We start from the raw sequence: 21,745 nt of genomic DNA on the forward strand, positions 1-21,745 counted from the left end.
CATGTTCTGTCGTCTCAAGGACTTCCGGCGGATCGCCACCCGTTACGACAAACGCGCCGACGTCTTCCTCTCCGGCGTGTTCTTGGCCGCCGCCGTAGTATGGTGGGCCAATTGAGTCCGGACCCTAGTGCCTGGGGAATTTGTTCTCGCACTCACTCACGAATCAATCACCGTACCTAACAACCTCATTGCGTTAGTTGAAGGCAGGAGCACCTATGCAAGGGTTGGTCTGAGCATGCACCAAACAGCGCCATGGATTCAGCCAGGATGGAGTGGGCCAATCGTACTAGAAATCGCAAATCATGGAAAAATTCCCATTAAATTAACGCCCCTGGTAGATCGCCCATGCCAAATCACGTTCTTTGAATTGAAATCGCCTATTCCATCTTCGTTAGCTTACGGTTCACGAAAAACTGATCGATATAAAGATCAAAAACATCCTCTACGGCATAAACGTTAACGGTCGTTTTAGCCTCGCTTTTGAACATGATTGAATCGACAAAATAGAAACGTCGCATCCATCCAAAGACCGCGTTTCGGTCAAGGTGGCACGGGAACGTCGGGTTCACGCGTTCATCGAATCGAAGAAGCCGGCGTTGTTCTTGGTTTCCTTGAGCTTGCCGAGCAGGAACTCCATCGCGTCCGACACGCCCATCGGCATCAGGATGCGGCGCAGCACCCACATTTTCGACAGCGTCGCCTTGTCGACCAGCAGCTCCTCCTTGCGGGTGCCCGACTTGGTGATGTCGATCGAGGGGAACGTGCGCTTGTCGGAAAGCTTGCGGTCGAGAATGATCTCCGAGTTGCCGGTGCCCTTGAACTCCTCGAAGATCACCTCGTCCATGCGCGAGCCGGTGTCGATCAGCGCGGTGGCGATGATGGTGAGCGAGCCGCCGTCCTCGATGTTGCGCGCGGCGCCGAAGAAGCGCTTCGGCCGTTGCAATGCGTTGGCGTCGACGCCGCCGGTCAGCACCTTGCCCGAGCTCGGCACCACCGTGTTGTAGGCGCGCGCGAGCCGGGTGATCGAATCGAGCAGGATCACCACATCACGCTTGTGCTCGACCAGGCGTTTGGCCTTTTCGATCACCATTTCCGCGACTGAAACGTGGCGGGTGGCCGGTTCGTCGAAGGTCGAGCTCACCACCTCGCCCTTGACCGAGCGGGCCATGTCGGTGACTTCCTCGGGCCGTTCGTCGATCAAGAGCACGATCAGATAGCACTCGGGATGGTTGGCGGCGATGGAGTGCGCCATGTTTTGCAACATCATCGTCTTGCCGGTGCGCGGCGGCGCAACGATCAGTCCGCGTTGGCCCTTGCCGATCGGCGTGATCAGGTCGAGCACGCGCGAGGTGAAATCCTTGGTTTTCGCTTCCTCGATCTCCATCTTGAGCCGCTGTTCGGGATAGAGCGGCGTCAGGTTGTCGAAGTTGATCCGGTGGCGGACGTTTTCCGGCGGCTCGAAGTTGATGGTGTTGACCTTCAAGAGCGCGAAGTAGCGCTCGCCGTCCTTGGGCGCGCGGATCTGGCCTTCGACCGTGTCGCCGGTGCGAAGCCCGAAGCGACGCACTTGGCTGGGGCTGACATAGATGTCGTCGGGGCCCGGCAAGTAGTTGGCCTGCGGGCTGCGCAGGAAGCCGAAGCCGTCCTGCAGAAGCTCGATCACGCCGTCGCCGAAGATCGCCACCTCGTTGTCGGCGAGCTGCTTCAGGATGGCGAACATCATGTCCTGGCGCCGGAGCGAACTCGCGTTCTCGATCTGGAGTTCCTCGGCGTAGGCGAGCAGTTCGGCGGGGGACTTGGCCTTAAGGTCTTTGAGATTCATGACGGAAACGAGGGCGTCGCGGTGCGGAAGAACGTCGGGGAGGAAAGGGGGGTCGGCGCGGGGGTTAGGAAGCGATAAAGCGAAGCGCGCCCGCTTTGGAGAGTGGCCCGAAAATCAGCGGCCTCTCAAAGGATTAGCGAAAGACGTGAAAGCTGTCAAACGGCGTTTTTCCCGGCCTCGCTCAAAACGGCTTGACCACGACGAAAATCACGATCGCGATCATCAGGACGGTCGGTATCTCGTTGACAACCCTATAGAAAACAGCAGGGCGGCGGTTGCGATCCTCGGCGAATTCGCGCCGGAAGCGCGCCATCAAGCCGTGCAGCGCGAAGAGCCCGAGAAGCGCGGCGCATTTGCCCCACCACCAGGGCGACGCCCAAACACCCGCGCCGACATGCATGAGCAGTATCGCGCCGAGCGCAAGCGACGCGATCATCGCCGGCGTCATGATCGCGCGCAGCAGGCGCCGCTCCATCGTTTTCAGCGTTTCCGACAATTCGGAGCCGGGCTTGGCGTCGGCGTGATAGACGAACAATCGCGGCAGGTAGAGCATTGCCGCCATCCACGCGATCACCGCGACGATGTGCAGCGCCTTGATCCAGAGATACGCGGCGGGCGACAGCGGAAACATGCGCTAGAGGCTATCAAGGCCGCGCCCGTTTGCACATCGGGCAAAACGATCTCCGCAGACGTTGCCGTCGCCCGGCCGGCATATGCCGGACGGTCCGTCGAGGGCGGCGCGCGCGAGGCGGGCCAGCCCGGCGACGAACGACGGATGCTCGGCCACTGTCGGCACCCGGATGTAGTCGGGAACGCCCGCTTCATTGGCGTGATGGCGGTATTCGATGTCGAGCTCGACCAGGGTTTCGGAATGCTCGGACACGAACGCGATCGGCACCACCACCACCGGCACGCGGTCGCGCCCAGCGCGATCGAGCTCCTCGCTGGTCGAGGGCCCGATCCATTCGAGCGGCCCGACCCGGCTTTGGTAGCAGACCACCCACGCGGACGATGCCAGTCCGAGCCACGCGGCGATCGCGCCGGCGGTCGCTTCCACCTGGCGGGGATAGGGATCGCCGCGCGCGATCACGCGTTTCGGCAATCCGTGGGCGGAAAACAGCACGCGCGGCGATCCGGCGTGGGCGGATTCGATCATCGCTTTCCGGGTCATTTCGGCGACGGCGGCGATGAAGCCTTCCTCGACCGGGTAACAGCAAACCGGATGCGTCGGCCGTTCGAGCCCCGCCGCCCGGGCGGCACGGCGCCAGTCCTTGAACGAGGATTCGGTCGTCGTGGTCGAATACTGGGGATAGAGGGGCAACAGAACGATCCGCTCGGGGTCGAACGCCTTGACCGCGCGCGCGACCTCGTCGCTCATCGGATGCCAGTAACGCATGCAAACGAACGCGCGCGCCTCGATGCCCCCGACTTTAAGCGCGGATTCGAGGGCGGCGGCCTGCCGGCGCGTGAAAGCAAGCAACGGGGACGAGCCGCCGAGCTTGGCGTAGATGTCGCGCGCGATGCGCGCGCGGCGCCCGGCGATCAGCTTGGCGAGCATCGGGCGGATCGGCCACGGCAGCGAGATGATCGCCGGATCGCCAAACAAATTGCGGAGAAACGGCTCGATCGCTTCGGGCCGGTCCGGCCCGCCCAGGTTGAACAGCACGACCGCAATACGTTTCATGCCGACCGATCCCGCCATTTCCGGATAATCGCCGCGAGCCTTTCGACGTGTTCGGGCGGGGTTTCGGGCAATATGCCGTGACCGAGGTTGAAAATATGCGCGCGCGAGCGAAATCCGTCCAGGATTCTGAGCGTTTCCGATTCCAACCGCGCGCCGCCCTCGACCAGGATTTTGTTGTCCAGATTGCCTTGCAGCGCGATCGGGGATGGGATGTGCGCCACCGCCCAGGCCGGCTCGACGGCACCGTCCAGACCGATGGCATCGACTCCGGTTTCGCGCCCGTAAAACGCGTACCGCGGACCCGCTTCGCGCGGAAATCCGATAATTGGAATTTGCGGGTGGCGTTCCTTGAGCCGGACGACGATCCGCCGGGTCGGTTCGATCACGTAACGGCGAAACTCGGCATCCTCGAGCCCGCCGGCCCAGCTGTCGAACAGCTGCACCGCCTCGGCGCCATGGTCGATCTGGCGGGAAAGATATTCGAACGTGTTGTCGGCCAGAAGTTCGAGCAGCGCGTCGCCGTCTTCCGGCCGGGAGCGAAACCAGGAACGAATCCGATCGCGCGTGCCGCCACCGCGACCTTCCACCATGTAGACCGCCACGGTCCACGGCGCGCCGGCGAAACCGACCAAGGCGACCTCGGACGGCAATTCCTTGGTTAGGCGACTCAAAGTTTCGTAAACGGGCAACAGTCGATGATGGATATTCCCGGGCTTGAGTCGAGTTATGTCAGCGGTCGAGGTGATCGGGTCCAGTATTGGACCCTCGTTTTCCCGAAATTCCAGTTTCTGTCCCAACGCGTCGGGAATGACCAGGATGTCGCTGAACAGTATGGCAGCATCCATGCCGAAACGGCGGACGGGTTGCAGCGTCGCTTCGACCGTCAACTCGGGTCTATAGCAAAAATCGAGAAAGTCCCTGGCCCGATTTCGCAGCTCGCGGTATTCGGGCAAATAACGACCCGCCTGGCGCATCAACCACCACGGCGGCGGAGTATGACGCTCGCCTTTAAGAACTTCGATGAACCGCTTAGACATAATTATCCACTGTAAGTCGAAGACTTCTAAATCATAGTAAGTAGATTATAGAAAGGTAGTTGTAGCAGTAGGGAAGGGGAAATCGGAGGATTATCGGATATCGACTCGTTTTCCAAACGTGAACCGATACCTGTTATTTTTAACGCCGGGTCGCATCGGATAAGTGTTCCGCGAAACGCAAAAAAACCCTTTGAATCTGGTATAATCCGGCAGTTTTCAAAACGCGGAAAACGTGCAGAACTTTGCCAATTTCCGGAGAATCCTTCAAGTTATACCGGTCGAGGATAACTTTTTCCCCGTTCGCGCTTCCTGTAGACTGAATCGCGCAATGCGATGGCAAGTCGCTTGTCGTGAATTGTCGACACCCTTGTCCACAGGGTTTTGCATGAAATCCGCCGGTTGCCGATGACCCAACTTCACGTGCATGTCGTTTCCGATTCCACCGGCGAAACCGCCGGTACTTACGCGCGCGCGGCGGTCACGCAATTCGAGGGCGTCGAGCTGCGTGAGCACCTTTGGGCCATGGTACGCACCGAGTCCGAATTGGATGAGGCGCTGGCCGGCATCCGCGCCAATCCGGGGTTCGTGATGTTCACGATCGTGGACGAAAAGCTTCGCACCCGTCTTGAACAAGGATGCCGGGAATTGCATGTGCCGAGCTTGGCCGTGCTCGATCCCGCGCTGGTGGCGTTGGGCGCCTTTCTCGGCGCGGAAACCAAGGCGCGACCGGGCGGCCAGCACGTCATGGACGCCGAATATTTCGCCCGCATCGAGGCGATGCAGTTCACTCTCGCCCACGACGACGGCCAATCGCCGCGTTCGCTCGACGGTGCCGACGTGATTTTGGTGGGCGTTTCGCGGACGTCGAAAACGCCGACCTGCATCTACCTCGCCCAACGCGGATTGAAGGCGGCCAACGTGCCCATGGTTCCCGGTTGTCCGCTGCCGCCGGAACTGACGAAAGTCAAACGAGCGCTGGTGGTCGGCCTGACCAAGGACCCGAAACGGCTGGTGCAGATCCGGCGCAACCGGCTTTTGCAATTGAACAAGGACCAGGACACCGATTACGTCGATCTGGAGAAAGTCGCCCGCGAGGTCAACGAAGCGCGCAAGCTGTTCGAGGCCAACGGCTGGCCGGTGATCGACGTGACCCGGCGTTCCATCGAGGAAACGGCGGCGAGCATCATTCAGCTTCATACCCGGCGCCGGGAAGAACAACTGGCCTAAGGCTGCAGGCCGATTATCCCGTTTCGCTATCATAACGATATGCAAAAAACCTTGATTTTGGCCTCCGCCAGTTCGGCTCGGCGGCGGGTGCTCGAAGGAGCGCAAGTCCCGTTCGTGCAAGAGACATCGGGTGTGGACGAGGCGGCCCTGAAAACGGCGCTCGGCGATCTCCCGGCCGGAGCCGTGGCCCAAGCGCTTGCCGTCGCCAAGGCCGAGGCCGTCTCCGCCCGTCGACCAAAAATGTGGGTGCTCGGCGCCGACCAGATGTTGGAATGCGAAGGACGCCTGTTCGCCAAGCCCCGCGACAAGGCCGAGGCCCGGGTTCAACTGGCGACGTTACGCGGGCGCATGCACCGCTTGGTGAACGGTCTCGCGCTGCTGCGGGACGGCACCGTTCTCTGGCGCTACGGCGACGAAGCGCGCCTTTGGATGCGCGATTTCCCGGACGAGTTTCTCGACGCCTATCTCGCCGATGCCGGCCCCGAGGTTCTGGAATCGGTCGGCGCTTACCGCCTGGAGGGAAAAGGGGCGCAACTTTTTTCCCGGATCGAGGGCGATTTCTTTTCCATCCTCGGGATGCCGTTGTTGCCGCTCCTTGAAGTCCTGCGCCGGGAAGGAATTCTCGCCTAGCGTCGCAATTGGCTTTAGACTGCCAGCGAGGGGTGAGACCGATGAACATCGGCGGAAAAACCAAAGTCGCGGGCGTCATGGGTTGGCCGGTCGGGCATTCGCTCTCGCCGCGTCTGCACGGCTATTGGCTCGAACGCCATCGGATCGACGGCGTGATGGTGCCGCTTCCAATTCGGCCCGAACATTTTGCCGAGGGCCTGAGGGCGCTGCCCAAGCTGGGTTTCGTCGGCGCGAGCGTCACGGTGCCGCATAAGGAAGCCGTCCTCGAAATCGCCGACGACATCGAGCCGCTCGCGCGCCGGGTCGGCGCGGCGAACATGATCGCGATCGGCGGCGACGGCCGCTTGTCCGCGCGCAATACCGACGTGCCCGGGTTTCTGAGCGCGCTGCGTGCCGGCGCGCCTTTTTGGCGCGCGGACCTGGGTCCGGCGACGGTGCTCGGCGCGGGCGGTGCCGCGCGCGCGGTCGTGGTCGCGCTGATCGATGCCGGCGTCGCCGAGGTGCGCGTCGTCAACCGGACGGCGGCGCGCGCCGAAGCCTTGGCCGAGGCGTTCGGCTCGAAAATACACCCCGTGCACTGGGAAAACCGCGCCGCCGCGCTCGCCGGCGCAGCGTTGCTGGTCAACGCTACGGTTCTCGGTATGGAAGGCGGCACGCCCCTCGACATCGATCTCGCGGCGTTGCCGGCGCGGGCCGTGGTGATGGATATTGTCTATGCACCGTTGGAAACGGCGCTGTTGGCCCAGGCCCGCGCGCGCGGACACACGCCCATCGACGGTCTCGGAATGTTGCTGCACCAGGCCCGGCCCGCGTTCGCGGCATGGTTTGGAATCGAACCCGAGGTGACGGCGGAACTGCGCGACTTCGTTCTCGCCGGGCGTGCGGGCGAATCCCCGCGCGCATGGGAAGATGCACCCCTACCGGGGCGCGCGAGCTGAACGGCCCCATGATCATCGTCGGTCTCACCGGCTCGGTCGCCATGGGCAAAACCACCGCGGCACGGGCGTTTCGTCGCTTAAAGGTCCCGGTACACGACGCCGACGCCGTCGTGCGGCGCCTTTTGGCGACCGACGAATCCGTGCACGCCCGGGTCGGCAAGATGTTTCCCGGGACCGTCAAGAACGGCGCCGTCGATCGGGCCGCGTTGGCCGCGCGGGTTTTTTCCGACCCGGGCGCCCTGCGCGCGCTGGAAGCCATCCTCCATCCCCTGGTGCGGCGCGAAACCCGCGCGTTTCTTGCCCGCGCCGCGCGCCGGCGGGAACGGCTGGTGGTGTTGGACATACCGCTGCTGTTCGAAACCAGAGGCGAGCGCGGCTGCGATTGCGTGGCGGTCGTTCACGCCCCGGATTTCATTCAAGCGAGGCGCTTCCTCGCGCGGCCGGGGATGGATCGCAACCGGCTCGCTGCCACGCGTGCGCGCCAGATGTCGGCGCGGGACAAGCTTCGGCGCGCCGACATGGCGATCCCGACCGGACTTAGCCGGGGCTTTTCCTTCCGCCGCGTCGCGGCTATGGTCGCGAAGCTTCGCGGCGCGCGCGGTGGGGGCGTTTGGAAACCCGGCTGGCCCCGCGGGAGATAATCCACGATGCGCGAGATCGTTCTGGATACCGAAACCACCGGCCTCGATCCGGCGCGCGGCGATCGGATCGTCGAGATCGGCTGCGTCGAGCTGGTGAATTACATTCCTACGGGAAACACGTTTCAAAGCTACGTCAATCCCGAACGCGACATTCCCGAAACGGCATTTGCGGTTCACGGCCTTTCGCGCGATTTTCTCGCGAAGCATCCCGTGTTCGCGGCGATTGCGGAGGAGTTCGTCGCGTTCATCGCCGATTCCCCGTTGATTATCCACAATGCCGCGTTCGACCTCGGATTCGTCAACGCGGAACTTGCGCGGCTCGAACGCGCGCCAGTGCTTTCGGCGCGCGCCGTGGACACGGTGCAACTTGCCCGGAGCAAGATTCCTCCCGGGGCGTCGGCCAGCCTCGATGCGCTTTGCGCTCGCTTCGGCATCGACACTTCGGGGCGCGCTCTGCACGGGGCGCTGAAGGACGCGCTGCTGCTGGCAGAGGTTTATCTCGAATTGATCGGCGGGCGACAGCCGGGGCTCGTCTTCGCCCAGATGGCGGCGCCGCGACGCGCGGCTTCGGCGCGGGCCGGGACGCCCGGCGCGCCGACGGCGCGCCCCCCCCGCGCGCACGCGCCGACCGACGGCGAGACGGCGGCGCACGCCGCCTTTCTCGCCAAATTCAAGGATCCGGTCTGGGGACGTTAAGGAAGACCTAGGAAGCCGGAGTCGCGGCCGCCCCCGCGCCTTGGCCCTGCTGCTTGGCTAATTCGGCTATGCGCGCCTGGTAAAGCGCGGCGAAGTCCATCATCCCCAGCATCAGCGGCGGAAAACCGCCGTCACGGGTGACATCGGCGAGGATGTTGCGCGCGAACGGGAACAAGAGACGCGGGCATTCGATCAGCAGAACCGGCTGCAAGTGTTCCTTGGGAACATTGACGGTGAACAAGCCGGCATAGGCGAGTTCGGCGATGAAACCGACCATATCGTCGACCTTGCATTCTGCCTTGATATGAATGGTTACTTCGTACGCGTTGGGCGGATCCTGGAAGGTTGTCGCCTGCACGTCGAGATTGACCGTGATCGTCGGCTGCGTCTTCTGCATGGCGAGGAAAGCCTTCGGCCCGTTCGGGGCCTCGAACGACAGATCCTTGATGTATTGGCTGTTAATCCCGAGCATGGGCTGTTGTCCGCCGGTTTGGGCGGCGTCGGGGCCGTTTCCGGGTTTGTCGGAGGGGTTCATGTGCGCGGTCCTTCCTCGGGACAGGAGTGGTTTTGGTGCGGCCGGGCCGCCGCGCGGGATCACGGCCTAGCATGGAACGGAGCGGGAAACAACGCCGTCAACCGTCCGGCGTCGCGGCCGGCATTGCCGCCGCGACCGCGCACGCCTATGTACTGTATCCGGAAGGCGCCGATGCCGCTGGCGGCGCAAAAGTCCGGATTTTCGTCCTGGCGGCGCGCGCCGCCGGGAGGTAGGGTAACCAAAAGGCTGGTATTCCGGCTGGATGCGCGACCGTCATGAGCAACGGATTTCAATTCATCGACATCATCTTTCTCGCCATGGTGGCGGTATTTCTGGCGTTGCGCTTGCGCAACGTGCTCGGCCGCCGCGACGGCCACGAAGGCGGCTACCGCGATCCGTTTTGTCCCGCGCCCGCGCCGGAACGGCGCGCGGATTCGCCCGCGAGCGATTCCGATAACGTCATCCGCCTGCCCAACCGCAGCGAAGAAGTGGAGGCCGCCGAGCGGATCGCCAAGGCCGCCCACGGCAACGCGACCCTTGCCGACGGTTTGACGCAGATCAAGCTCGCCGATCCCGGCTTCGATCCCGAAGCCTTCGCCAAGGGTGCGCGCGGCGCATTCGAAATGATTCTTGAGGCTTTCGCCAAGGGCAAGCTTGATGGCGTGAAACCGATCTTGAGCCCCGACGTCCTCGCCAACTTCGAACAAGCGGTCAAGGCGCGCCATGAAGCGGGCGAAACGCTCGAGAACACCCTGGTCGGCATTCGTTCGGCCGAAATAGCCGAAGCTTACATGGATGGCCGCAACGCGGTCGTCGCCGTCCGTTTCACCAGCGACCAGATCAACGTCACGCGCGACCGCGAAGGCCGGGTCGTTTCCGGCGATGCGTCGGCGGTGACGGCGGTCGTCGATTTGTGGACATTCCAGCGGGATACGCGCTCGCGCGATCCCAACTGGATACTGGTCGCGACCGAAAGCGTCGAATAAGGCCGCGATGCCGGGACGCGTCGCCGGCCATTTATTTTCCGCGATCCTGTTTCTCCTCGGAGCCTGCGCCGCGCCGCCGCCGCCCGCGCCCAAACTTCTGCTGACCGGCGTCGAATTCTTGGACCTCGCGGGCTGGTCCAACGACGCGGTCGGCGCCGCGATACCGGCGCTGCTGAAGTCGTGCGATCGGATCGGCAAGCTCGCGCCCGATAAGATTTTGGATTCGGCCAATCTGATGGGTCGCGCCCGCGATTGGCACGCACCATGCGCCGCCGCCCGCCGCGTAAGGTCGGAGGATTCCGCGTCCGCCCGCCGGTTTTTCGAAGCCGAATTTCGGGCTTTCCGCGCGAGCGACGCGGCCGGCGGCACGGGCTTCGCCACCGGCTATTACGAAGCGGAGCTCAGGGGGGCGCGCAAACCGGACGCGCGGTATCGCTTTCCCATTTACCGGCCGCCGCCCGGCCCGGTCGCTCATGATCGGGCAGCGATCGAAGCCGGCGCGCTCGCGGGCAAGGGCCTCGAAATCCTGTGGGTCGACGACGCCCGCGACGCGTTTTTTCTTCACGTCCAGGGTTCCGGCCGGGTGACGATGAACGACGGCACCGTGGTTCGGCTCGGCTTCGCCGGCCGCAACGACCACGCGTATACCGCCATCGGCCGTATCTTGGTCGAGCGCGGAATCATGGCCCGCGAGGACGTCACGATGAAGACCATCCGCGATTGGATCGCCGCCCACCCCGAGGATGGTGCCGCGCTGATGCGCGAAAACCGCTCGTACATCTTTTTTCGCGAACTTGTCGGCAAAGGCCCGCTCGGGGCCGAAGGGGTCGCCTTGACGCCCGAACGCAGCGCCGCGGTCGACCCGGCCCACCTGCCGTTCGGGTTGCCGCTTTACGTGGCAACCCGCGATCCGCTCGATCCATCCCGTCCGCTCCGCCGTCTGGTCGTGGCCCAAGACCAGGGCAGCGCCATCAAAGGTCCGCTCAGGGTCGATCTCTTTTTCGGCGCCGGAGCCAAGGCCGAAGCCCGCGCCGGGGCGCTCAAGCACCCGGCTGAGCTATTCGTGTTAAGACCGAAGGGACTTCCCGTTCCCTGAACTTGCCTTTGGGCCGGGCAAAAGCCAATCTTCCGGTCATGCCCGCATCACCCCCTCCAGCGCCAATCTCGCCCAAAGTCGGGTTGTTCGTTACATGCTTGGTCGACCTGATGCGCCCGAGCGTCGGCTTCGCCGCCGTCAAGTTGCTCGAGGACGCCGGCTGCCGGGTCGAAGTACCGTCGGCGCAGACCTGCTGCGGCCAGCCGGCGTGGAATTCCGGCGATTCCGCCGACGCCGCGACCGTCGCGCGCGGTCTGATCGCCGCCTTCGAGCCGTTCGACTACGTGGTCGCGCCGTCGGGCTCGTGCGCCGGGATGATTCGCGTCCATTATCCCGAGCTGTTCGCCGACGATCCGGACTGGGCGCCGCGCGCCCGCGCGCTCGCCGCCAAGACCCATGAACTGATCTCCTTTCTGGTCGACGTGCGCGGCCTGACCCGGGTCGCGGCGCGCTTGGCGGCGACGGCGACGTATCACGATTCCTGCTCGGGCTTGCGCGAACTCGGCGTCAAGCGCCAGCCGCGCGCGTTGCTCGCCACCGTCGCCGGCCTCGAACTGCGCGAGGGACGGGAAGCGGAAACCTGTTGCGGCTTCGGCGGGCTCTTTTGCGTCAAGTATCCGGACGTTTCGACGGGAATCGCGGACGTCAAAACGGCCGACATCGCCGCGACCGGTGCCGATTTGGTGCTCGGCGGCGATATGGGTTGTTTGATGAACATCGCCGGGCGCCTCAGGCGCCAGGGCTCTACCGCCGCCGTCCGCCATGTGGCCGAAGTGTTGGCGGACGTTACCGCCGTTCCGCCCATTGCCGGGACTTGAACGGCCATGGACAGCACCGCCCGCAGGTTCGAAGACAACGCCCGCACCGCGCTGGATTCGCCGACGCTGCAGGCCGCGCTCGCCAAGCTCGCCGACGGATTTCCCCGGCGACGGCGCGAGGCCGCCGAACGCTTGCCCGAATTCGAGGAACTCCGCGACGCCGCGCGCGCGATCAAGGAGCATGTTCTCGACCATCTCGACCTTTATCTCGAAACGTTCGAGCGGCGCGTGACGGAGAACGGCGGCGAAGTGCATTGGTGCCGCGACGCGCAGGAAGCCCGCGAAACGATCCTCGACATCTGTCGTCGCGTCGGCGCGCGCACCGTCACCAAGAGCAAAACCATGATCGGCGAGGAAATCGCCATCAACGACTATCTCGAAGAAAACGGCATCCGCCCGGTGGAAACGGATCTCGGCGAATACATCATCCAGCTTCGGCGCGAGCCGCCCAGCCACATCATCGCGCCGGCGATTCACCTGTCGCTCGGCGAAGTCGCGGAAACATTCCGCAAGTCGCACACGCACCTCGCCCCCGAACGCGCGCTCAACGAACCGGACGCCCTGCTTGCCGAGGCGCGCGCGAAACTCAGGCCCGACTTTCTTACCGCCGATGTCGGCATCACCGGGGCCAACATGTTGATCGCCGAGACCGGCAGCAACGTGCTGGTGACCAACGAGGGCAACGCCGATCTCACCCACACGCTGCCGCGCGTGCATATCGTCATCGCCTCGATCGAAAAAATCGTGCCGACGCTGGAAGACGCGACCACGGTGTTGCGCGTGCTTGCGCGCTCCGCCACCGGCCAGGATGTCACCGTCTATACCTCCTTTTGTTCGGGGCCGCGCCGTCCCGGGGATCCGGATGGCCCCGACGAGTACCACGTCGTTCTGCTCGACAACGGCCGCGCGCGACTGCTCGAAACCGAATTTCGCGACATACTCCGCTGCATCCGGTGCGGCGCCTGTCTCAACCATTGTCCGGTCTATCGCGCGGTCGGCGGTCACGCCTACGGTTGGGTCTACTCGGGGCCGATGGGGGCGGTATTGATCCCGGCTCTGCTCGGCACGCACGAGGCGCGGCATCTGCCCAACGCCTCGACGCTGTGCGGCCGCTGCGAGAGCGTTTGCCCGATGCGCATTCCGCTGCCTCGGATGTTGCGCGCCTGGCGCGAACGGCTGCACCGGGAACGCCGAACCGGATGGCTCGCCCGGATCGGTCTCGCGGCCTGGGCTTTCGTCGCCGCGCGGCCCCGGCTTTACCGGCGCCTCACCGCGCCGCTGGTCCGCGCTCTCGGCAACCTGGCCGGCGCGCGGCGCCGATTCCGCGTCTTGCCGTTCCTCGGCGGCTGGACCGCGACCCGCGACTTTCCCGCGCCCGAAGGCGAAACCTTCATGACCCTGTGGGCCGAATCGGACAGGGGCCGGACAAAGCCATGAGCCGCGTCAGCCGCCAGGCCATTCTCGTCGACGTTCGGCGCGCCTGCACCCAACGACGGGGAAAATCCGGCCTTGCCGAAGTGGAGGCGCGCCTTGCCAGCCGCGCGCCGGGCCCGGTTCCGGCTCGCGGCCGGATCGAACGGGACCGCCAAGCCGCGTTGTTCATCGCCGAAGCGGAGCGGGTTCAAGCCGGCGTCGTCCGCGTGAAACGACTGGCCGATGTTCCGGAGGCGGTGGCGCAATACCTTGCGCGCCATAACATCGAACCCAGCTTGAGGTGCGCGCCCGACCCCCTTCTCCGATCTATTCCCTGGTCGAAACATTCGGCAATTTCCGTGACCGAGGGCAAGGGCGAACGGGACGATCCGGTGGGGGTGACAAGCGCGGCCGTGGCTGTCGCCGAAACCGGCACCCTCGTGCTCGCTTCCGGGCCCGAGAGTCCGACAACACTGGCGCTGGTGCCGCCGGTTCACATCGCGGTCGTTCCCGTTGCCCGCCTGGTCGGCACCTACGAGGAAGCCTGGGGCGCCCTGCGCGCGAAGTCGGCGCGGGCCGGCGCGGCATTCGCCATGCCGCGCGCCGTCAACTGGATTACCGGCCCGTCGCGCACCGCCGATATCGAGCAGACCCTGCTGCTCGGGGCGCACGGGCCGCAACGCATGTTCGTCGTGCTGGTGGATGAAGACGTCGAAAAAACCTGAGGCCGACGCGTTGATGGATGCGCATTTGTGGCGCGCCGTCACCGAAAGCGCGCGCCCGTTGCGCCATAAGCGCGCCCGAAAGGGCCTTCAGCGCGAAGAAATACCCGGGGACATGAAAGCGGGAATTTCCGCGCCGAAACATTCGCCCCGTGTCGCGGTCGGAAACGCGCGCAAACCCGCGCTTACGTCAACGCTTCCGACGCTTCATCCGGGCGCCGCGCCGGGGGTCGATCGAGCCACAGCGGCACGCTTGCGCAGGGGCGAAATCACCATCGACGGGACACTGGATCTCCACGGCATGACCCAAAAGGAAGCCCATGCCGCGCTGCTCGGCCGGATCGCCCGCGCGCACACGCTCGGGCAACGCTGTCTTCTCGTCATTACCGGCAAGGGCGAGCGCACCGACCAAGATGGGCGTGAAACAGGCGTCCTGCGCGCCAACGTGCCGCGCTGGCTGAACGAAGCGCCGGTGCGCGCCCACATCCTCGCCTTCGCACCCGCGCGCCCGCGGCACGGCGGCGCCGGCGCGCTTTATGTCCTTCTGCGCCGCGCGCGCCCAGGCCGATGACCCCGTTCGGCAAGCGGTTGCGCGAGCTACGCCGACTGAAGGGGGTCACGCAGAAAACCATGGCCGCCGAACTCGGGCTTTCGGCCGCGTATCTTTCGAGCCTCGAGCACGGCCGGCGCGGGCGACCCTCGCCCGGCTTTGTGCGCCAGACGTGCGCCTATTTCGGATTGTTCTGGGACGACGCCGAGGCGCTGAAACGGCTGGCCGAAATGTCCCATCCGCGCGTCAAGATCGTGACCTCCGGCCTAAGCCCGCGCGCGACCGAGCTTGCGAACCTGATCGCGGCGTCGATCGAAATCCTGGACGACGATACGATCGCTTGGATCATCGCGGAGATTCGCGGCCGGCTCGGCGGCCGGCGCCCGCGCGAACCATAGGGACGCCGAGCACCCGAAACATCGGTCGCCATCGGAACGTAAATTGGGGACAAATAGTTTAATCGGAGCTTGCTTATTTGACGGTAATTATTTGATATTATTATATTTTTAAGATGTTTTTGGTCGTGGCGGCGATGTGGAAAAGCCTGGGGACAGTCCGGGGTTAATCCGGTTCCGGTGCGCACTCAAGCTCCTGAATCGGTTTGGGAAAAAACCGCGGCATCCGTCCCGCCCCTCGCTGGTTTCCGGGCGCTCGTGCTGCTACAACGGGCCGATTCGAACATGAAAGCAACGCCTTCGGGCCGGAATTCGACACCATGCGCAAAGCGACGGTGGAGCGGAAAACCAAGGAGACTTTGGTCAAAGTCTCCGTCAACCTGGACGGAACCGGGGCCTTTCGCGTCGCCACCGGCATCGGCTTTCTCGACCATATGCTCGAGCAGCTCTCGCGCCACAGCCTGATCGACCTCGAGGTCGAGGCGAAGGGCGACCTGCACATTGATTACCACCACACCACCGAGGACGTCGGCATCGCCGTGGGCGAGGCCGTCGCCAAGGCGCTCGGCGACCGCAAGGGTATCGCTCGTTTCGGCCAGGCGCTCTCGCCCATGGATGAAACGTTGACCGAGGTGGCTCTGGACGCCTCCAACCGTCCCTATCTGGTGTGGAAGGTCGCGTTTTCGAAGCCGAAGCTCGGCGAAATGGATACCGAACTGTTTCGCGAGTGGTTCCAGGCGTTCGCCCAGGCCGCCGGGGTGACGTTGCACGTGCGCAACGCCTACGGCGAGAACAACCATCATATCGTCGAGTCCTGCTTCAAGGGACTTGCCCGCGCGCTGCGCCAGGCGGTGGCGATCGATTCGCGCCGGCCCGATGCGGTGCCGTCGACCAAGGGCGTTCTCGGCGGCTCGTTGTAGCCGGATCGGGAACGACGCGACCGATGCGAATGTACACGGCCTACGTGCGTCACGGCGGCCTCGATCCCGACCGGGACGTAGTGCTGGTCAAGGAAGGGTTTTCCTGGCCGGCCTTCGTGTTCGGCCCGCTGTGGGCCCTGACCCGGCGGCTGTGGCTGACTGCGGTCGCGTTTGCCTTCGTTCTCGTCGGGTTGGAGGCGGCGATGCGGGCATTCGCGTTCGACGGGATCGTCTCGGCGGCGTTGATCCTGATCCTGTCGGTGGCGTTCGGCTGGTTGGGCAACGATCTCCGGCGTCGGAAGCTCGAACGCCGGGGATTCGTGTTCCGGGGCGTGGTCGCGGGCAACGATATCGACGCGGCGCTCGCGCGGTTCCTCGATTCCACGCCGGGGCTGGCGCGCGACCTCGCCTCGACGGTTCGGCCATGAAAGTGGCCATCATCGACTACGGCTCCGGCAACCTCCACTCGGCGGCCAAGGCGTTCGAGCGCGCGGCGAGTGAGAGGGGCGTTTCCGCCGACATCCGCGTCGTTTCCGACGCCGCCGAAGTCGCGCGCGCCGACCGCATCGTCCTGCCCGGGGTCGGCGCGTTCGCCGACTGCAAAAGGGGCCTCGAATCGCTGCCCGGCATGGTTGCGGCCATGGGCAAGGCGGTGCGGGAGCGGGGCCGCCCGTTTCTCGGCACCTGCGTCGGAATGCAACTGCTCGCGAGCCTGGGCCACGAACACGGCGCGCATGCGGGCCTGGACTGGATTCCGGGCGAAGTCGCGGCGCTGAAGCCATCCGACCCAACCCTGAAAATCCCGCACATGGGCTGGAACGCGCTCGAATTTCGCGCCGGACACCCGCTGCTTACAGGCATAGCGCCAAGCCGGAACGCTTATTTCGTGCATTCCTATGCCATGATTTGCCGCGATCCCGCCGACGTCGTCGCCACCGCCGATTACGGCGGGCCGGTGGCGGCGCTGGTGGCGCGCGACAACATCGCCGGGGTTCAATTCCATCCCGAGAAAAGCCAGACGACCGGGCTTCGCCTGATCGCCAATTTTCTCGCCTGGTCGCCATGAGGTTTCGCTCCTTGATTTTCTTTCCCGCCATCGATCTCAAGGACGGCCGCTGCGTACGCCTGGTGCAGGGCGACATGGCGCGCTCGACCGTGTTCGCCGACGATCCGGCCGAACAGGCGCGCGCCTTCGCCAACGCGGGCGCCGAATGGCTGCATGTGGTCGATTTGAACGGGGCTTTTGCCGGCAAGCCGGTCAACGACAAGGCGGTCCAGAAAATCCTCTGGAACGTGAATATTCCGGTTCAGCTCGGGGGCGGCATCCGGACCATGGCGCTGGTCGATTTCTGGTTCGACCATGGCGTGGCGCGGATCGTGTTCGGCACGGTCGCGCTCAAGGACCCGGCGCTGGTGCGCGAGGCTTGCCGCAAGTACCCCGGCCAGATTGCCGTCGGCCTCGATGCGCGCGACGGGCGGGTCGCGACCGCGGGCTGGGGGAACGTTTCCGATGTCACCGTGCTCGATCTCGCCAAGCGTTACGAGGACGTCGGCGTCGCGGCGCTGATCCACACCGACATCGAACGCGACGGTGCCATGAAGGGCCCCAACGTCGCCGCCACCGTCGCGCTGGCCCAGGCGGTGTCGATCCCGGTGATTCTGTCGGGCGGCGTGTCCTCGCTCGACAACCTGAAGGCGATCCGCGACGCAAGCCGCAAGGCGGAGCGGCCGCTCGCCGGCGTGATCAGCGGGCGCGCGCTCTACGACGGCAAGCTCGACGTCGCGAGCGCAATCGCGACGCTGAAGGGCTAAGACTCGAACGATGCTCAAAGTCCGCGTCATTCCCTGTCTCGACGTCGACCGCGGCCGCGTGGTCAAGGGCGTTCGCTTCGTCGATTTGGTCGACGCGGGCGATCCGGTCGAACAGGCGCGGGCCTACGACCGTGCCGACGCCGACGAGCTTTGTTTTCTCGACATCACCGCCAGCCACGAAAACCGGGACACTATTTATGACGTTGTTACCCGCACCGCCGAGCAATGCTTCATGCCGCTGACGGTAGGCGGCGGCGTGCGCACGATCGAGGACATCCGCAAACTGCTGCTCGCCGGCGCGGACAAGGTTTCGATCAACACCCAGGCGGTTAAGGAACCGGAATTCGTGCGCCGGGCGGCGGAAAAATTCGGCAGCCAATGCATCGTCGTCGCCATCGACGCCAAGTCCGTCGCGCCAGGAACGTTCGAGGTCTTCACCCACGGCGGGCGCAAGGCGACCGGGCTGGACGCGGTTCAATGGGCCAAGCGCATGGCCGAGTACGGCGCGGGCGAAATCCTGCTCACGTCCATGGACCGCGACGGCACCAAGGCCGGCTTCGATATTCCGCTCACCCGCGCCATCGCCGACGCGGTGCCGGTGCCGGTGATCGCCTCGGGCGGGGTCGGCACTCTCGATCATCTGGTCGAGGGCGTCCGCGACGGCCATGCCTCGGCCGTGCTCGCCGCCTCGATTTTTCATTTCGGCACTTATACGATCGCGCAAGCCAAGGCCCACATGAAGGCCGCCGGCATACCGATTCGGGACGACCCCCCGATCGAGATATAGGAAACCGCCCATGACCAAGCCCAAGGGCCATCCCGATGCCCGCGTGCTCGACCGGCTTTACGCGACCGTCGCCAAAAGGCGTCGCGCCGACCCGCGCGTTTCCTACACGGCGAAGCTGCTCGCGGGCGGCGTCGGCAAGATCGGCGGCAAGGTGATCGAGGAGGCGGCGGAAACGGTCGCCGCCGCTCTCAACGAAGGCCCCAAGCGCGTCGCCGCCGAAAGCGCGGACGTCCTCTATCATCTGCTGGTTCTGTGGGCCACCGCCGAAGTCCGGCCCGCGCGCGTCTGGGCCGAACTGGCCCGGCGCGAAGGGGTTTCCGGCATCGCCGAAAAGGCCGCGCGCGGTAAAACGAAAAAGAAAGGACGGAAAAAATGAGCCGGCCCGCGTACGACGCCAACAATCCGTTCGCCAAAATCCTGCGCGGCGAGATTCCTTGCAAGAAGGTGCACGAAACCGAACACGCGCTGGCGTTTCACGACATCCGGCCGCAGGCGCCGGTGCACGTGCTGGTGATCCCAAAGGGCGCTTACGTCGACATGGACGACTTCACCCTTCATGCCAGTGAAGCCGAAATCGTCGGCTTCTTCCGCGCGGTGGGCGAAACCGCGCGCAAGCTGGGCGCGGTCGAGGCCGGCTATCGCATTCTCTCCAACCTCGGCGCCGACGCCCGTCAGGAAGTTTTCCACCTTCATGTCCACATCTTCGCCGGGCGGGACCTGGGAGGGATGATCGGCCGGGCCCGCTGATTGTTACGATATCGCATCGAATTGCGTATTGGGTTTTTTCCACAACATATAGCGCCATCCCATATAGCTACACCGATATCTAGGTTATAATTTTCCCCCATTCGGGGGACGGAATGTCCGCGCCGCAGACCCAGACGCTTGCCGAAACAGCCCGGGCGCCCGGGCGAATTGCCGTGCTCGACGCTTCCCGGGGCGATTTGCTCGACATCCCCGGGGGCTATCTTCTGCTTGGCGCGCGTTACGTGCGCGAAGGCGGCGATCTTTGGCTGATCGGGCCGTCGGGCGAGGCGGTGCTTGTGCGCGGCTACTTCTCGCGCGATCCGCGCCCCAACCTCATCAACGCCGAGGGTTCCGTGTTGACCCCCGACGTGGTCGAGGCGCTCGCCGCGCTGCCGGCGGCGTCGGCCCGCCCGACCCTCGGGGCGTCGGATCCGGTCGGCCTGGTGGACGGCGTCGCGGGCGAGGTCTATTTCGGCCGCGCCGACGGCACCATTGTCGCCGCCGAAAAAGATACCCCCCTTTACGCCGGCGACGTCATTCAAACCGGCGCCGGCCGCGTCGCGCTCGCTTTTGCGGATGGCGCCCGGGTGTCGCTCGGCGAGCAAACCGACTTCGGGATCGAACGGGTTCTCTACGACCCCATCCGCAAATCCGGCGAAATGGTGTTGACGGTCGAACGCGGCGCGGTGTCGTTCGTCGCCGGCGATATCGCGCGCGGCAACCTCGACGCCTTCACGCTGCACGCGCCTTCGGCCATGGTCGGCGTGCGCGAGGCCGCGGGCGCGGTCCGCGTCGGCGCGAACGGCGAAACCACCGCCGTCCTGCTGCCGCGCGCGCAAGGATCGCTCGGCGAAATCGCCCTCGTCAACGGCGGCGGCATGAAAACGCTCGACCAGGCGAACGAGGGCGCAAGCGCCGCCGGCTACGAGATCGCGCCGTCGACGCCCTTTCTGATGACCGTGCGCCAGGTCGGCCTGCAATTCGGCGACGCCGTCACCGCGCTCGCCGACGCCGCGCGCGAATTCGCGCCGGCCTACGTCGAGGCGCTGGCGCGCGCGCACCGGGAAAACCCGAGCGCCTTCGCCGCCCCGACGCCGCCTACGGAAGATCCCGCCTTCGCCGCCTGGCGTCCCCGCACCGAAATCGCCGACGCGCGCGAGCAGGCGGACTGGGAAGCGCGCATCGCGCGCGGCGACCCGAAGGACGCCGGGTTGGGTTGGCAAACGGCGCTGACCCACGGCGACCCCGAGGCGGAGCGCGCCTGGGCCGCGAAAACCTCGCCCGGCCCCAAGGTCGAAGGATCGCTCGCCCAATGGCCGGCGACCCCCGAAGCACCGCCGTCGGCCGCCCAGGCCGAACAATGGCGCGCGGACGTGACGCCGATCGGCGACGAAACCGCGCGCCGGGCGATGGCCGAAGGCTGGGGCGCGTCGGTCGACATGGCGCCCTCCGCCAAGGAATCCGAAGCCTGGGCGGCGCGGACCGAGATGGAGGTATCGCCCGAGGCGATGCTGCGCGAGGCGGCGCGCGGCTGGCAGGCGACTCCCGCGCCCGCGGCCGGCGCGCGCGAAGCCGAAACTTGGGCGGCGCGGACCGAAATGGTCGAGCCGCCCGGAACGGCGGCGCCGGAATCGACGCGCGGCTGGCAAACGGCGATCGAGACCGCTCCGGCCGCGCGCGAAGCCGAAGCCTGGGCGGCGCGAACCGAGATGATCGAGCCGCCCGAAACGGCGGCGCCGGAATCAATGCGCGGCTGGCAGGCGGCGACCGAAACCGCGCCCTCCGCCCGCGAGGCCGAATCGTGGCGGGCGGAGGTTCGTCCCGACGCGGACGCGGGAGAAGCCCTCGCGCGCCTGGAAAGCTGGCGGGCGACGGTCGATCTCGCGCCCTCGGCCCCCGAAACGGAATCCTGGGCGGCGCGCGTCGAGGCGCCCGCGCCAGCCGAAACAGGTTCCTGGGACGCGGCGATCGAACGCGCGCCCGATACGCGCGACGAATGGACGGCCGAGGTTCGCCCGGGACCGGCGCAAGCCGAAGCGCGCGCGGTTGCCGACAACTGGCGCGCCGCGGTGGTGCCCGCGCCCTCCGCGCGCGAGGCGGATGCGTGGGCGGCGCGAACGCGGCCCGATCTCGGCGCGAGCGAGGTTTTGGCGGCGGCCGACGGCTGGCGGGCCGTCGCGGTGCCGGCCCCGACCGTTTCGGAAGCTGAACAATGGGCGGCGCGGACGGAAGGCGGCCCTGACGCGGTCGAGGCCCGCCGCCCAGCAACGGGATGGGAAGCGGCCCTCG

At 65.5% G+C, this 21,745-nt stretch carries 26 protein-coding genes and 1 pseudogene; 22 read left to right on the forward strand and 5 right to left on the reverse strand.

Annotated features, from left to right (window positions below):
- Positions 1 to 115: IS5/IS1182 family transposase (locus FJ311_11430; GenBank protein MBM3952052.1), on the forward strand; the 115-nt coding region annotated here is incomplete at its 5' end.
- Between the two features lie 6 nt (positions 116 to 121).
- Positions 122 to 460: pseudogene (gene dcd / locus FJ311_11435) on the forward strand (dCTP deaminase).
- Between the two features lie 105 nt (positions 461 to 565).
- Here dcd and rho read toward each other — a convergent pair.
- The 4 genes from rho to FJ311_11455 all read right to left on the reverse strand — a co-directional run bounded on the left by rho (position 566) and on the right by FJ311_11455 (position 4,543).
- Complete coding sequence (rho, locus tag FJ311_11440) at positions 566 to 1,822, reverse strand: transcription termination factor Rho (protein MBM3952053.1); 1,257 nt, start codon at positions 1,820 to 1,822, stop codon at positions 566 to 568.
- Positions 1,823 to 2,003: 181 nt separating this feature from the next.
- Positions 2,004 to 2,453 carry a protoporphyrinogen oxidase HemJ gene (gene hemJ / locus FJ311_11445; protein MBM3952054.1) on the reverse strand — a complete coding sequence of 150 codons (450 nt, stop codon included), beginning with the start codon at positions 2,451 to 2,453 and terminating at the stop codon, positions 2,004 to 2,006.
- Between the two features lie 3 nt (positions 2,454 to 2,456).
- On the reverse strand, positions 2,457 to 3,506 hold the full coding sequence (gene hemH / locus FJ311_11450; GenBank protein ID MBM3952055.1) for a ferrochelatase: 1,050 nt from the start codon (positions 3,504 to 3,506) through the stop codon (positions 2,457 to 2,459).
- Positions 3,503 to 4,543, reverse strand: a complete 1,041-nt coding sequence (locus tag FJ311_11455) for a uroporphyrinogen decarboxylase (GenBank protein ID MBM3952056.1) — start codon at positions 4,541 to 4,543, stop codon at positions 3,503 to 3,505. The genes hemH and FJ311_11455 overlap by 4 nt, the downstream gene beginning before the upstream one ends.
- A gap of 405 nt (positions 4,544 to 4,948) precedes the next feature.
- Here FJ311_11455 and FJ311_11460 point away from each other — a divergent pair, with 405 nt between their 5' ends.
- Genes FJ311_11460 through dnaQ form a run of 5 tightly spaced genes read left to right on the forward strand, consistent with a single transcriptional unit; the run spans position 4,949 to position 8,675 of the window.
- Positions 4,949 to 5,770: a kinase/pyrophosphorylase gene (locus tag FJ311_11460; protein MBM3952057.1), complete on the forward strand. Its 822-nt coding sequence runs from the start codon at positions 4,949 to 4,951 to the stop codon at positions 5,768 to 5,770.
- Between the two features lie 39 nt (positions 5,771 to 5,809).
- Positions 5,810 to 6,400: a septum formation protein Maf gene (gene maf / locus FJ311_11465; GenBank protein MBM3952058.1), complete on the forward strand. Its 591-nt coding sequence runs from the start codon at positions 5,810 to 5,812 to the stop codon at positions 6,398 to 6,400.
- A 41-nt stretch (positions 6,401 to 6,441) separates the two neighbouring features.
- A complete protein-coding gene (locus FJ311_11470) occupies positions 6,442 to 7,338 on the forward strand; it encodes a shikimate dehydrogenase (protein MBM3952059.1) in 897 nt (298 codons plus the stop codon).
- 8 nt (positions 7,339 to 7,346) lie between these two features.
- On the forward strand, positions 7,347 to 7,979 hold the full coding sequence (locus tag FJ311_11475) for a dephospho-CoA kinase (GenBank protein MBM3952060.1): 633 nt from the start codon (positions 7,347 to 7,349) through the stop codon (positions 7,977 to 7,979).
- A gap of 6 nt (positions 7,980 to 7,985) precedes the next feature.
- Complete coding sequence (gene dnaQ, locus FJ311_11480; GenBank protein ID MBM3952061.1) at positions 7,986 to 8,675, forward strand: DNA polymerase III subunit epsilon; 690 nt, start codon at positions 7,986 to 7,988, stop codon at positions 8,673 to 8,675.
- A gap of 7 nt (positions 8,676 to 8,682) precedes the next feature.
- Here dnaQ and secB read toward each other — a convergent pair whose 3' ends face one another.
- Entirely contained in the window at positions 8,683 to 9,210 is a 528-nt protein-coding gene (gene secB / locus FJ311_11485; protein MBM3952062.1) for a protein-export chaperone SecB, read from the reverse strand.
- Positions 9,211 to 9,485: 275 nt separating this feature from the next.
- Here secB and FJ311_11490 point away from each other — a divergent pair, with 275 nt between their 5' ends.
- The 15 genes from FJ311_11490 to FJ311_11560 form a co-directional block, all read left to right on the forward strand.
- Positions 9,486 to 10,196, forward strand: a complete 711-nt coding sequence (locus FJ311_11490) for a Tim44 domain-containing protein (GenBank protein ID MBM3952063.1) — start codon at positions 9,486 to 9,488, stop codon at positions 10,194 to 10,196.
- 7 nt (positions 10,197 to 10,203) lie between these two features.
- Positions 10,204 to 11,292: a murein transglycosylase gene (locus FJ311_11495; protein ID MBM3952064.1), complete on the forward strand. Its 1,089-nt coding sequence runs from the start codon at positions 10,204 to 10,206 to the stop codon at positions 11,290 to 11,292.
- 38 nt (positions 11,293 to 11,330) lie between these two features.
- A complete protein-coding gene (locus FJ311_11500; GenBank protein ID MBM3952065.1) occupies positions 11,331 to 12,110 on the forward strand; it encodes a (Fe-S)-binding protein in 780 nt (259 codons plus the stop codon).
- Positions 12,111 to 12,116: 6 nt separating this feature from the next.
- Positions 12,117 to 13,547, forward strand: coding sequence for an iron-sulfur cluster-binding protein (locus tag FJ311_11505; protein MBM3952066.1), 1,431 nt, complete (start codon positions 12,117 to 12,119; stop codon positions 13,545 to 13,547).
- Positions 13,544 to 14,248, forward strand: a complete 705-nt coding sequence (locus FJ311_11510) for a lactate utilization protein C (protein ID MBM3952067.1) — start codon at positions 13,544 to 13,546, stop codon at positions 14,246 to 14,248. Before FJ311_11505 ends, FJ311_11510 begins: the two co-directional genes overlap by 4 nt.
- On the forward strand, positions 14,226 to 14,816 hold the full coding sequence (locus FJ311_11515) for a hypothetical protein (GenBank protein ID MBM3952068.1): 591 nt from the start codon (positions 14,226 to 14,228) through the stop codon (positions 14,814 to 14,816). Before FJ311_11510 ends, FJ311_11515 begins: the two co-directional genes overlap by 23 nt.
- The gene (locus FJ311_11520) at positions 14,813 to 15,193 is read left to right on the forward strand and encodes a helix-turn-helix transcriptional regulator (protein ID MBM3952069.1); all 381 of its coding nucleotides are present in this window, start codon (positions 14,813 to 14,815) and stop codon (positions 15,191 to 15,193) included. The genes FJ311_11515 and FJ311_11520 overlap by 4 nt, the downstream gene beginning before the upstream one ends.
- A 317-nt stretch (positions 15,194 to 15,510) precedes the next feature.
- Positions 15,511 to 16,110, forward strand: a complete 600-nt coding sequence (gene hisB, locus FJ311_11525; protein MBM3952070.1) for an imidazoleglycerol-phosphate dehydratase HisB — start codon at positions 15,511 to 15,513, stop codon at positions 16,108 to 16,110.
- Positions 16,111 to 16,133: 23 nt separating this feature from the next.
- Positions 16,134 to 16,538: a DUF2628 domain-containing protein gene (locus tag FJ311_11530; protein ID MBM3952071.1), complete on the forward strand. Its 405-nt coding sequence runs from the start codon at positions 16,134 to 16,136 to the stop codon at positions 16,536 to 16,538.
- Entirely contained in the window at positions 16,535 to 17,176 is a 642-nt protein-coding gene (gene hisH / locus FJ311_11535) for an imidazole glycerol phosphate synthase subunit HisH (protein ID MBM3952072.1), read from the forward strand. The genes FJ311_11530 and hisH overlap by 4 nt, the downstream gene beginning before the upstream one ends.
- An 11-nt stretch (positions 17,177 to 17,187) precedes the next feature.
- Entirely contained in the window at positions 17,188 to 17,922 is a 735-nt protein-coding gene (gene hisA / locus FJ311_11540) for a 1-(5-phosphoribosyl)-5-[(5-phosphoribosylamino)methylideneamino]imidazole-4-carboxamide isomerase (GenBank protein ID MBM3952073.1), read from the forward strand.
- A gap of 10 nt (positions 17,923 to 17,932) precedes the next feature.
- Complete coding sequence (hisF, locus tag FJ311_11545; protein MBM3952074.1) at positions 17,933 to 18,709, forward strand: imidazole glycerol phosphate synthase subunit HisF; 777 nt, start codon at positions 17,933 to 17,935, stop codon at positions 18,707 to 18,709.
- A 10-nt stretch (positions 18,710 to 18,719) separates the two neighbouring features.
- Positions 18,720 to 19,085, forward strand: a complete 366-nt coding sequence (locus FJ311_11550) for a phosphoribosyl-ATP diphosphatase (protein ID MBM3952075.1) — start codon at positions 18,720 to 18,722, stop codon at positions 19,083 to 19,085.
- Positions 19,082 to 19,456 carry a histidine triad nucleotide-binding protein gene (locus tag FJ311_11555; GenBank protein ID MBM3952076.1) on the forward strand — a complete coding sequence of 125 codons (375 nt, stop codon included), beginning with the start codon at positions 19,082 to 19,084 and terminating at the stop codon, positions 19,454 to 19,456. Before FJ311_11550 ends, FJ311_11555 begins: the two co-directional genes overlap by 4 nt.
- 113 nt (positions 19,457 to 19,569) lie before the next feature.
- Positions 19,570 to 21,745, forward strand: a 2,176-nt coding sequence (locus tag FJ311_11560) for a hypothetical protein (protein ID MBM3952077.1), incomplete at its 3' end; no start/stop codon positions are given.

This window comes from Rhodospirillales bacterium (assembly GCA_016872535.1).
Lineage (GTDB): Bacteria > Pseudomonadota > Alphaproteobacteria > Rhodospirillales > 2-12-FULL-67-15 > 2-12-FULL-67-15.

Coding starts and splice junctions, on each gene's coding strand:
- hisB (MBM3952070.1), top strand. CDS start 15,511: ATGCGCAAAGCGACGGTGGAGCGGAAAACCAAGGAGACTTTGGTCAAA.
- FJ311_11520 (MBM3952069.1), top strand. CDS start 14,813: ATGACCCCGTTCGGCAAGCGGTTGCGCGAGCTACGCCGACTGAAGGGG.
- hisH (MBM3952072.1), top strand. CDS start 16,535: ATGAAAGTGGCCATCATCGACTACGGCTCCGGCAACCTCCACTCGGCG.
- hemH (MBM3952055.1), bottom strand. CDS start 3,506: ATGAAACGTATTGCGGTCGTGCTGTTCAACCTGGGCGGGCCGGACCGG.
- FJ311_11500 (MBM3952065.1), top strand. CDS start 11,331: ATGCCCGCATCACCCCCTCCAGCGCCAATCTCGCCCAAAGTCGGGTTG.
- FJ311_11475 (MBM3952060.1), top strand. CDS start 7,347: ATGATCATCGTCGGTCTCACCGGCTCGGTCGCCATGGGCAAAACCACC.
- FJ311_11550 (MBM3952075.1), top strand. CDS start 18,720: ATGACCAAGCCCAAGGGCCATCCCGATGCCCGCGTGCTCGACCGGCTT.
- secB (MBM3952062.1), bottom strand. CDS start 9,210: ATGAACCCCTCCGACAAACCCGGAAACGGCCCCGACGCCGCCCAAACC.
- hisF (MBM3952074.1), top strand. CDS start 17,933: ATGCTCAAAGTCCGCGTCATTCCCTGTCTCGACGTCGACCGCGGCCGC.
- FJ311_11455 (MBM3952056.1), bottom strand. CDS start 4,543: ATGTCTAAGCGGTTCATCGAAGTTCTTAAAGGCGAGCGTCATACTCCG.
- FJ311_11460 (MBM3952057.1), top strand. CDS start 4,949: ATGACCCAACTTCACGTGCATGTCGTTTCCGATTCCACCGGCGAAACC.
- FJ311_11490 (MBM3952063.1), top strand. CDS start 9,486: ATGAGCAACGGATTTCAATTCATCGACATCATCTTTCTCGCCATGGTG.
- FJ311_11530 (MBM3952071.1), top strand. CDS start 16,134: ATGCGAATGTACACGGCCTACGTGCGTCACGGCGGCCTCGATCCCGAC.
- FJ311_11515 (MBM3952068.1), top strand. CDS start 14,226: ATGAAGACGTCGAAAAAACCTGAGGCCGACGCGTTGATGGATGCGCAT.
- hemJ (MBM3952054.1), bottom strand. CDS start 2,453: ATGTTTCCGCTGTCGCCCGCCGCGTATCTCTGGATCAAGGCGCTGCAC.
- dnaQ (MBM3952061.1), top strand. CDS start 7,986: ATGCGCGAGATCGTTCTGGATACCGAAACCACCGGCCTCGATCCGGCG.
- FJ311_11555 (MBM3952076.1), top strand. CDS start 19,082: ATGAGCCGGCCCGCGTACGACGCCAACAATCCGTTCGCCAAAATCCTG.
- FJ311_11505 (MBM3952066.1), top strand. CDS start 12,117: ATGGACAGCACCGCCCGCAGGTTCGAAGACAACGCCCGCACCGCGCTG.
- maf (MBM3952058.1), top strand. CDS start 5,810: ATGCAAAAAACCTTGATTTTGGCCTCCGCCAGTTCGGCTCGGCGGCGG.
- rho (MBM3952053.1), bottom strand. CDS start 1,822: ATGAATCTCAAAGACCTTAAGGCCAAGTCCCCCGCCGAACTGCTCGCC.
- FJ311_11470 (MBM3952059.1), top strand. CDS start 6,442: ATGAACATCGGCGGAAAAACCAAAGTCGCGGGCGTCATGGGTTGGCCG.
- FJ311_11495 (MBM3952064.1), top strand. CDS start 10,204: ATGCCGGGACGCGTCGCCGGCCATTTATTTTCCGCGATCCTGTTTCTC.
- FJ311_11510 (MBM3952067.1), top strand. CDS start 13,544: ATGAGCCGCGTCAGCCGCCAGGCCATTCTCGTCGACGTTCGGCGCGCC.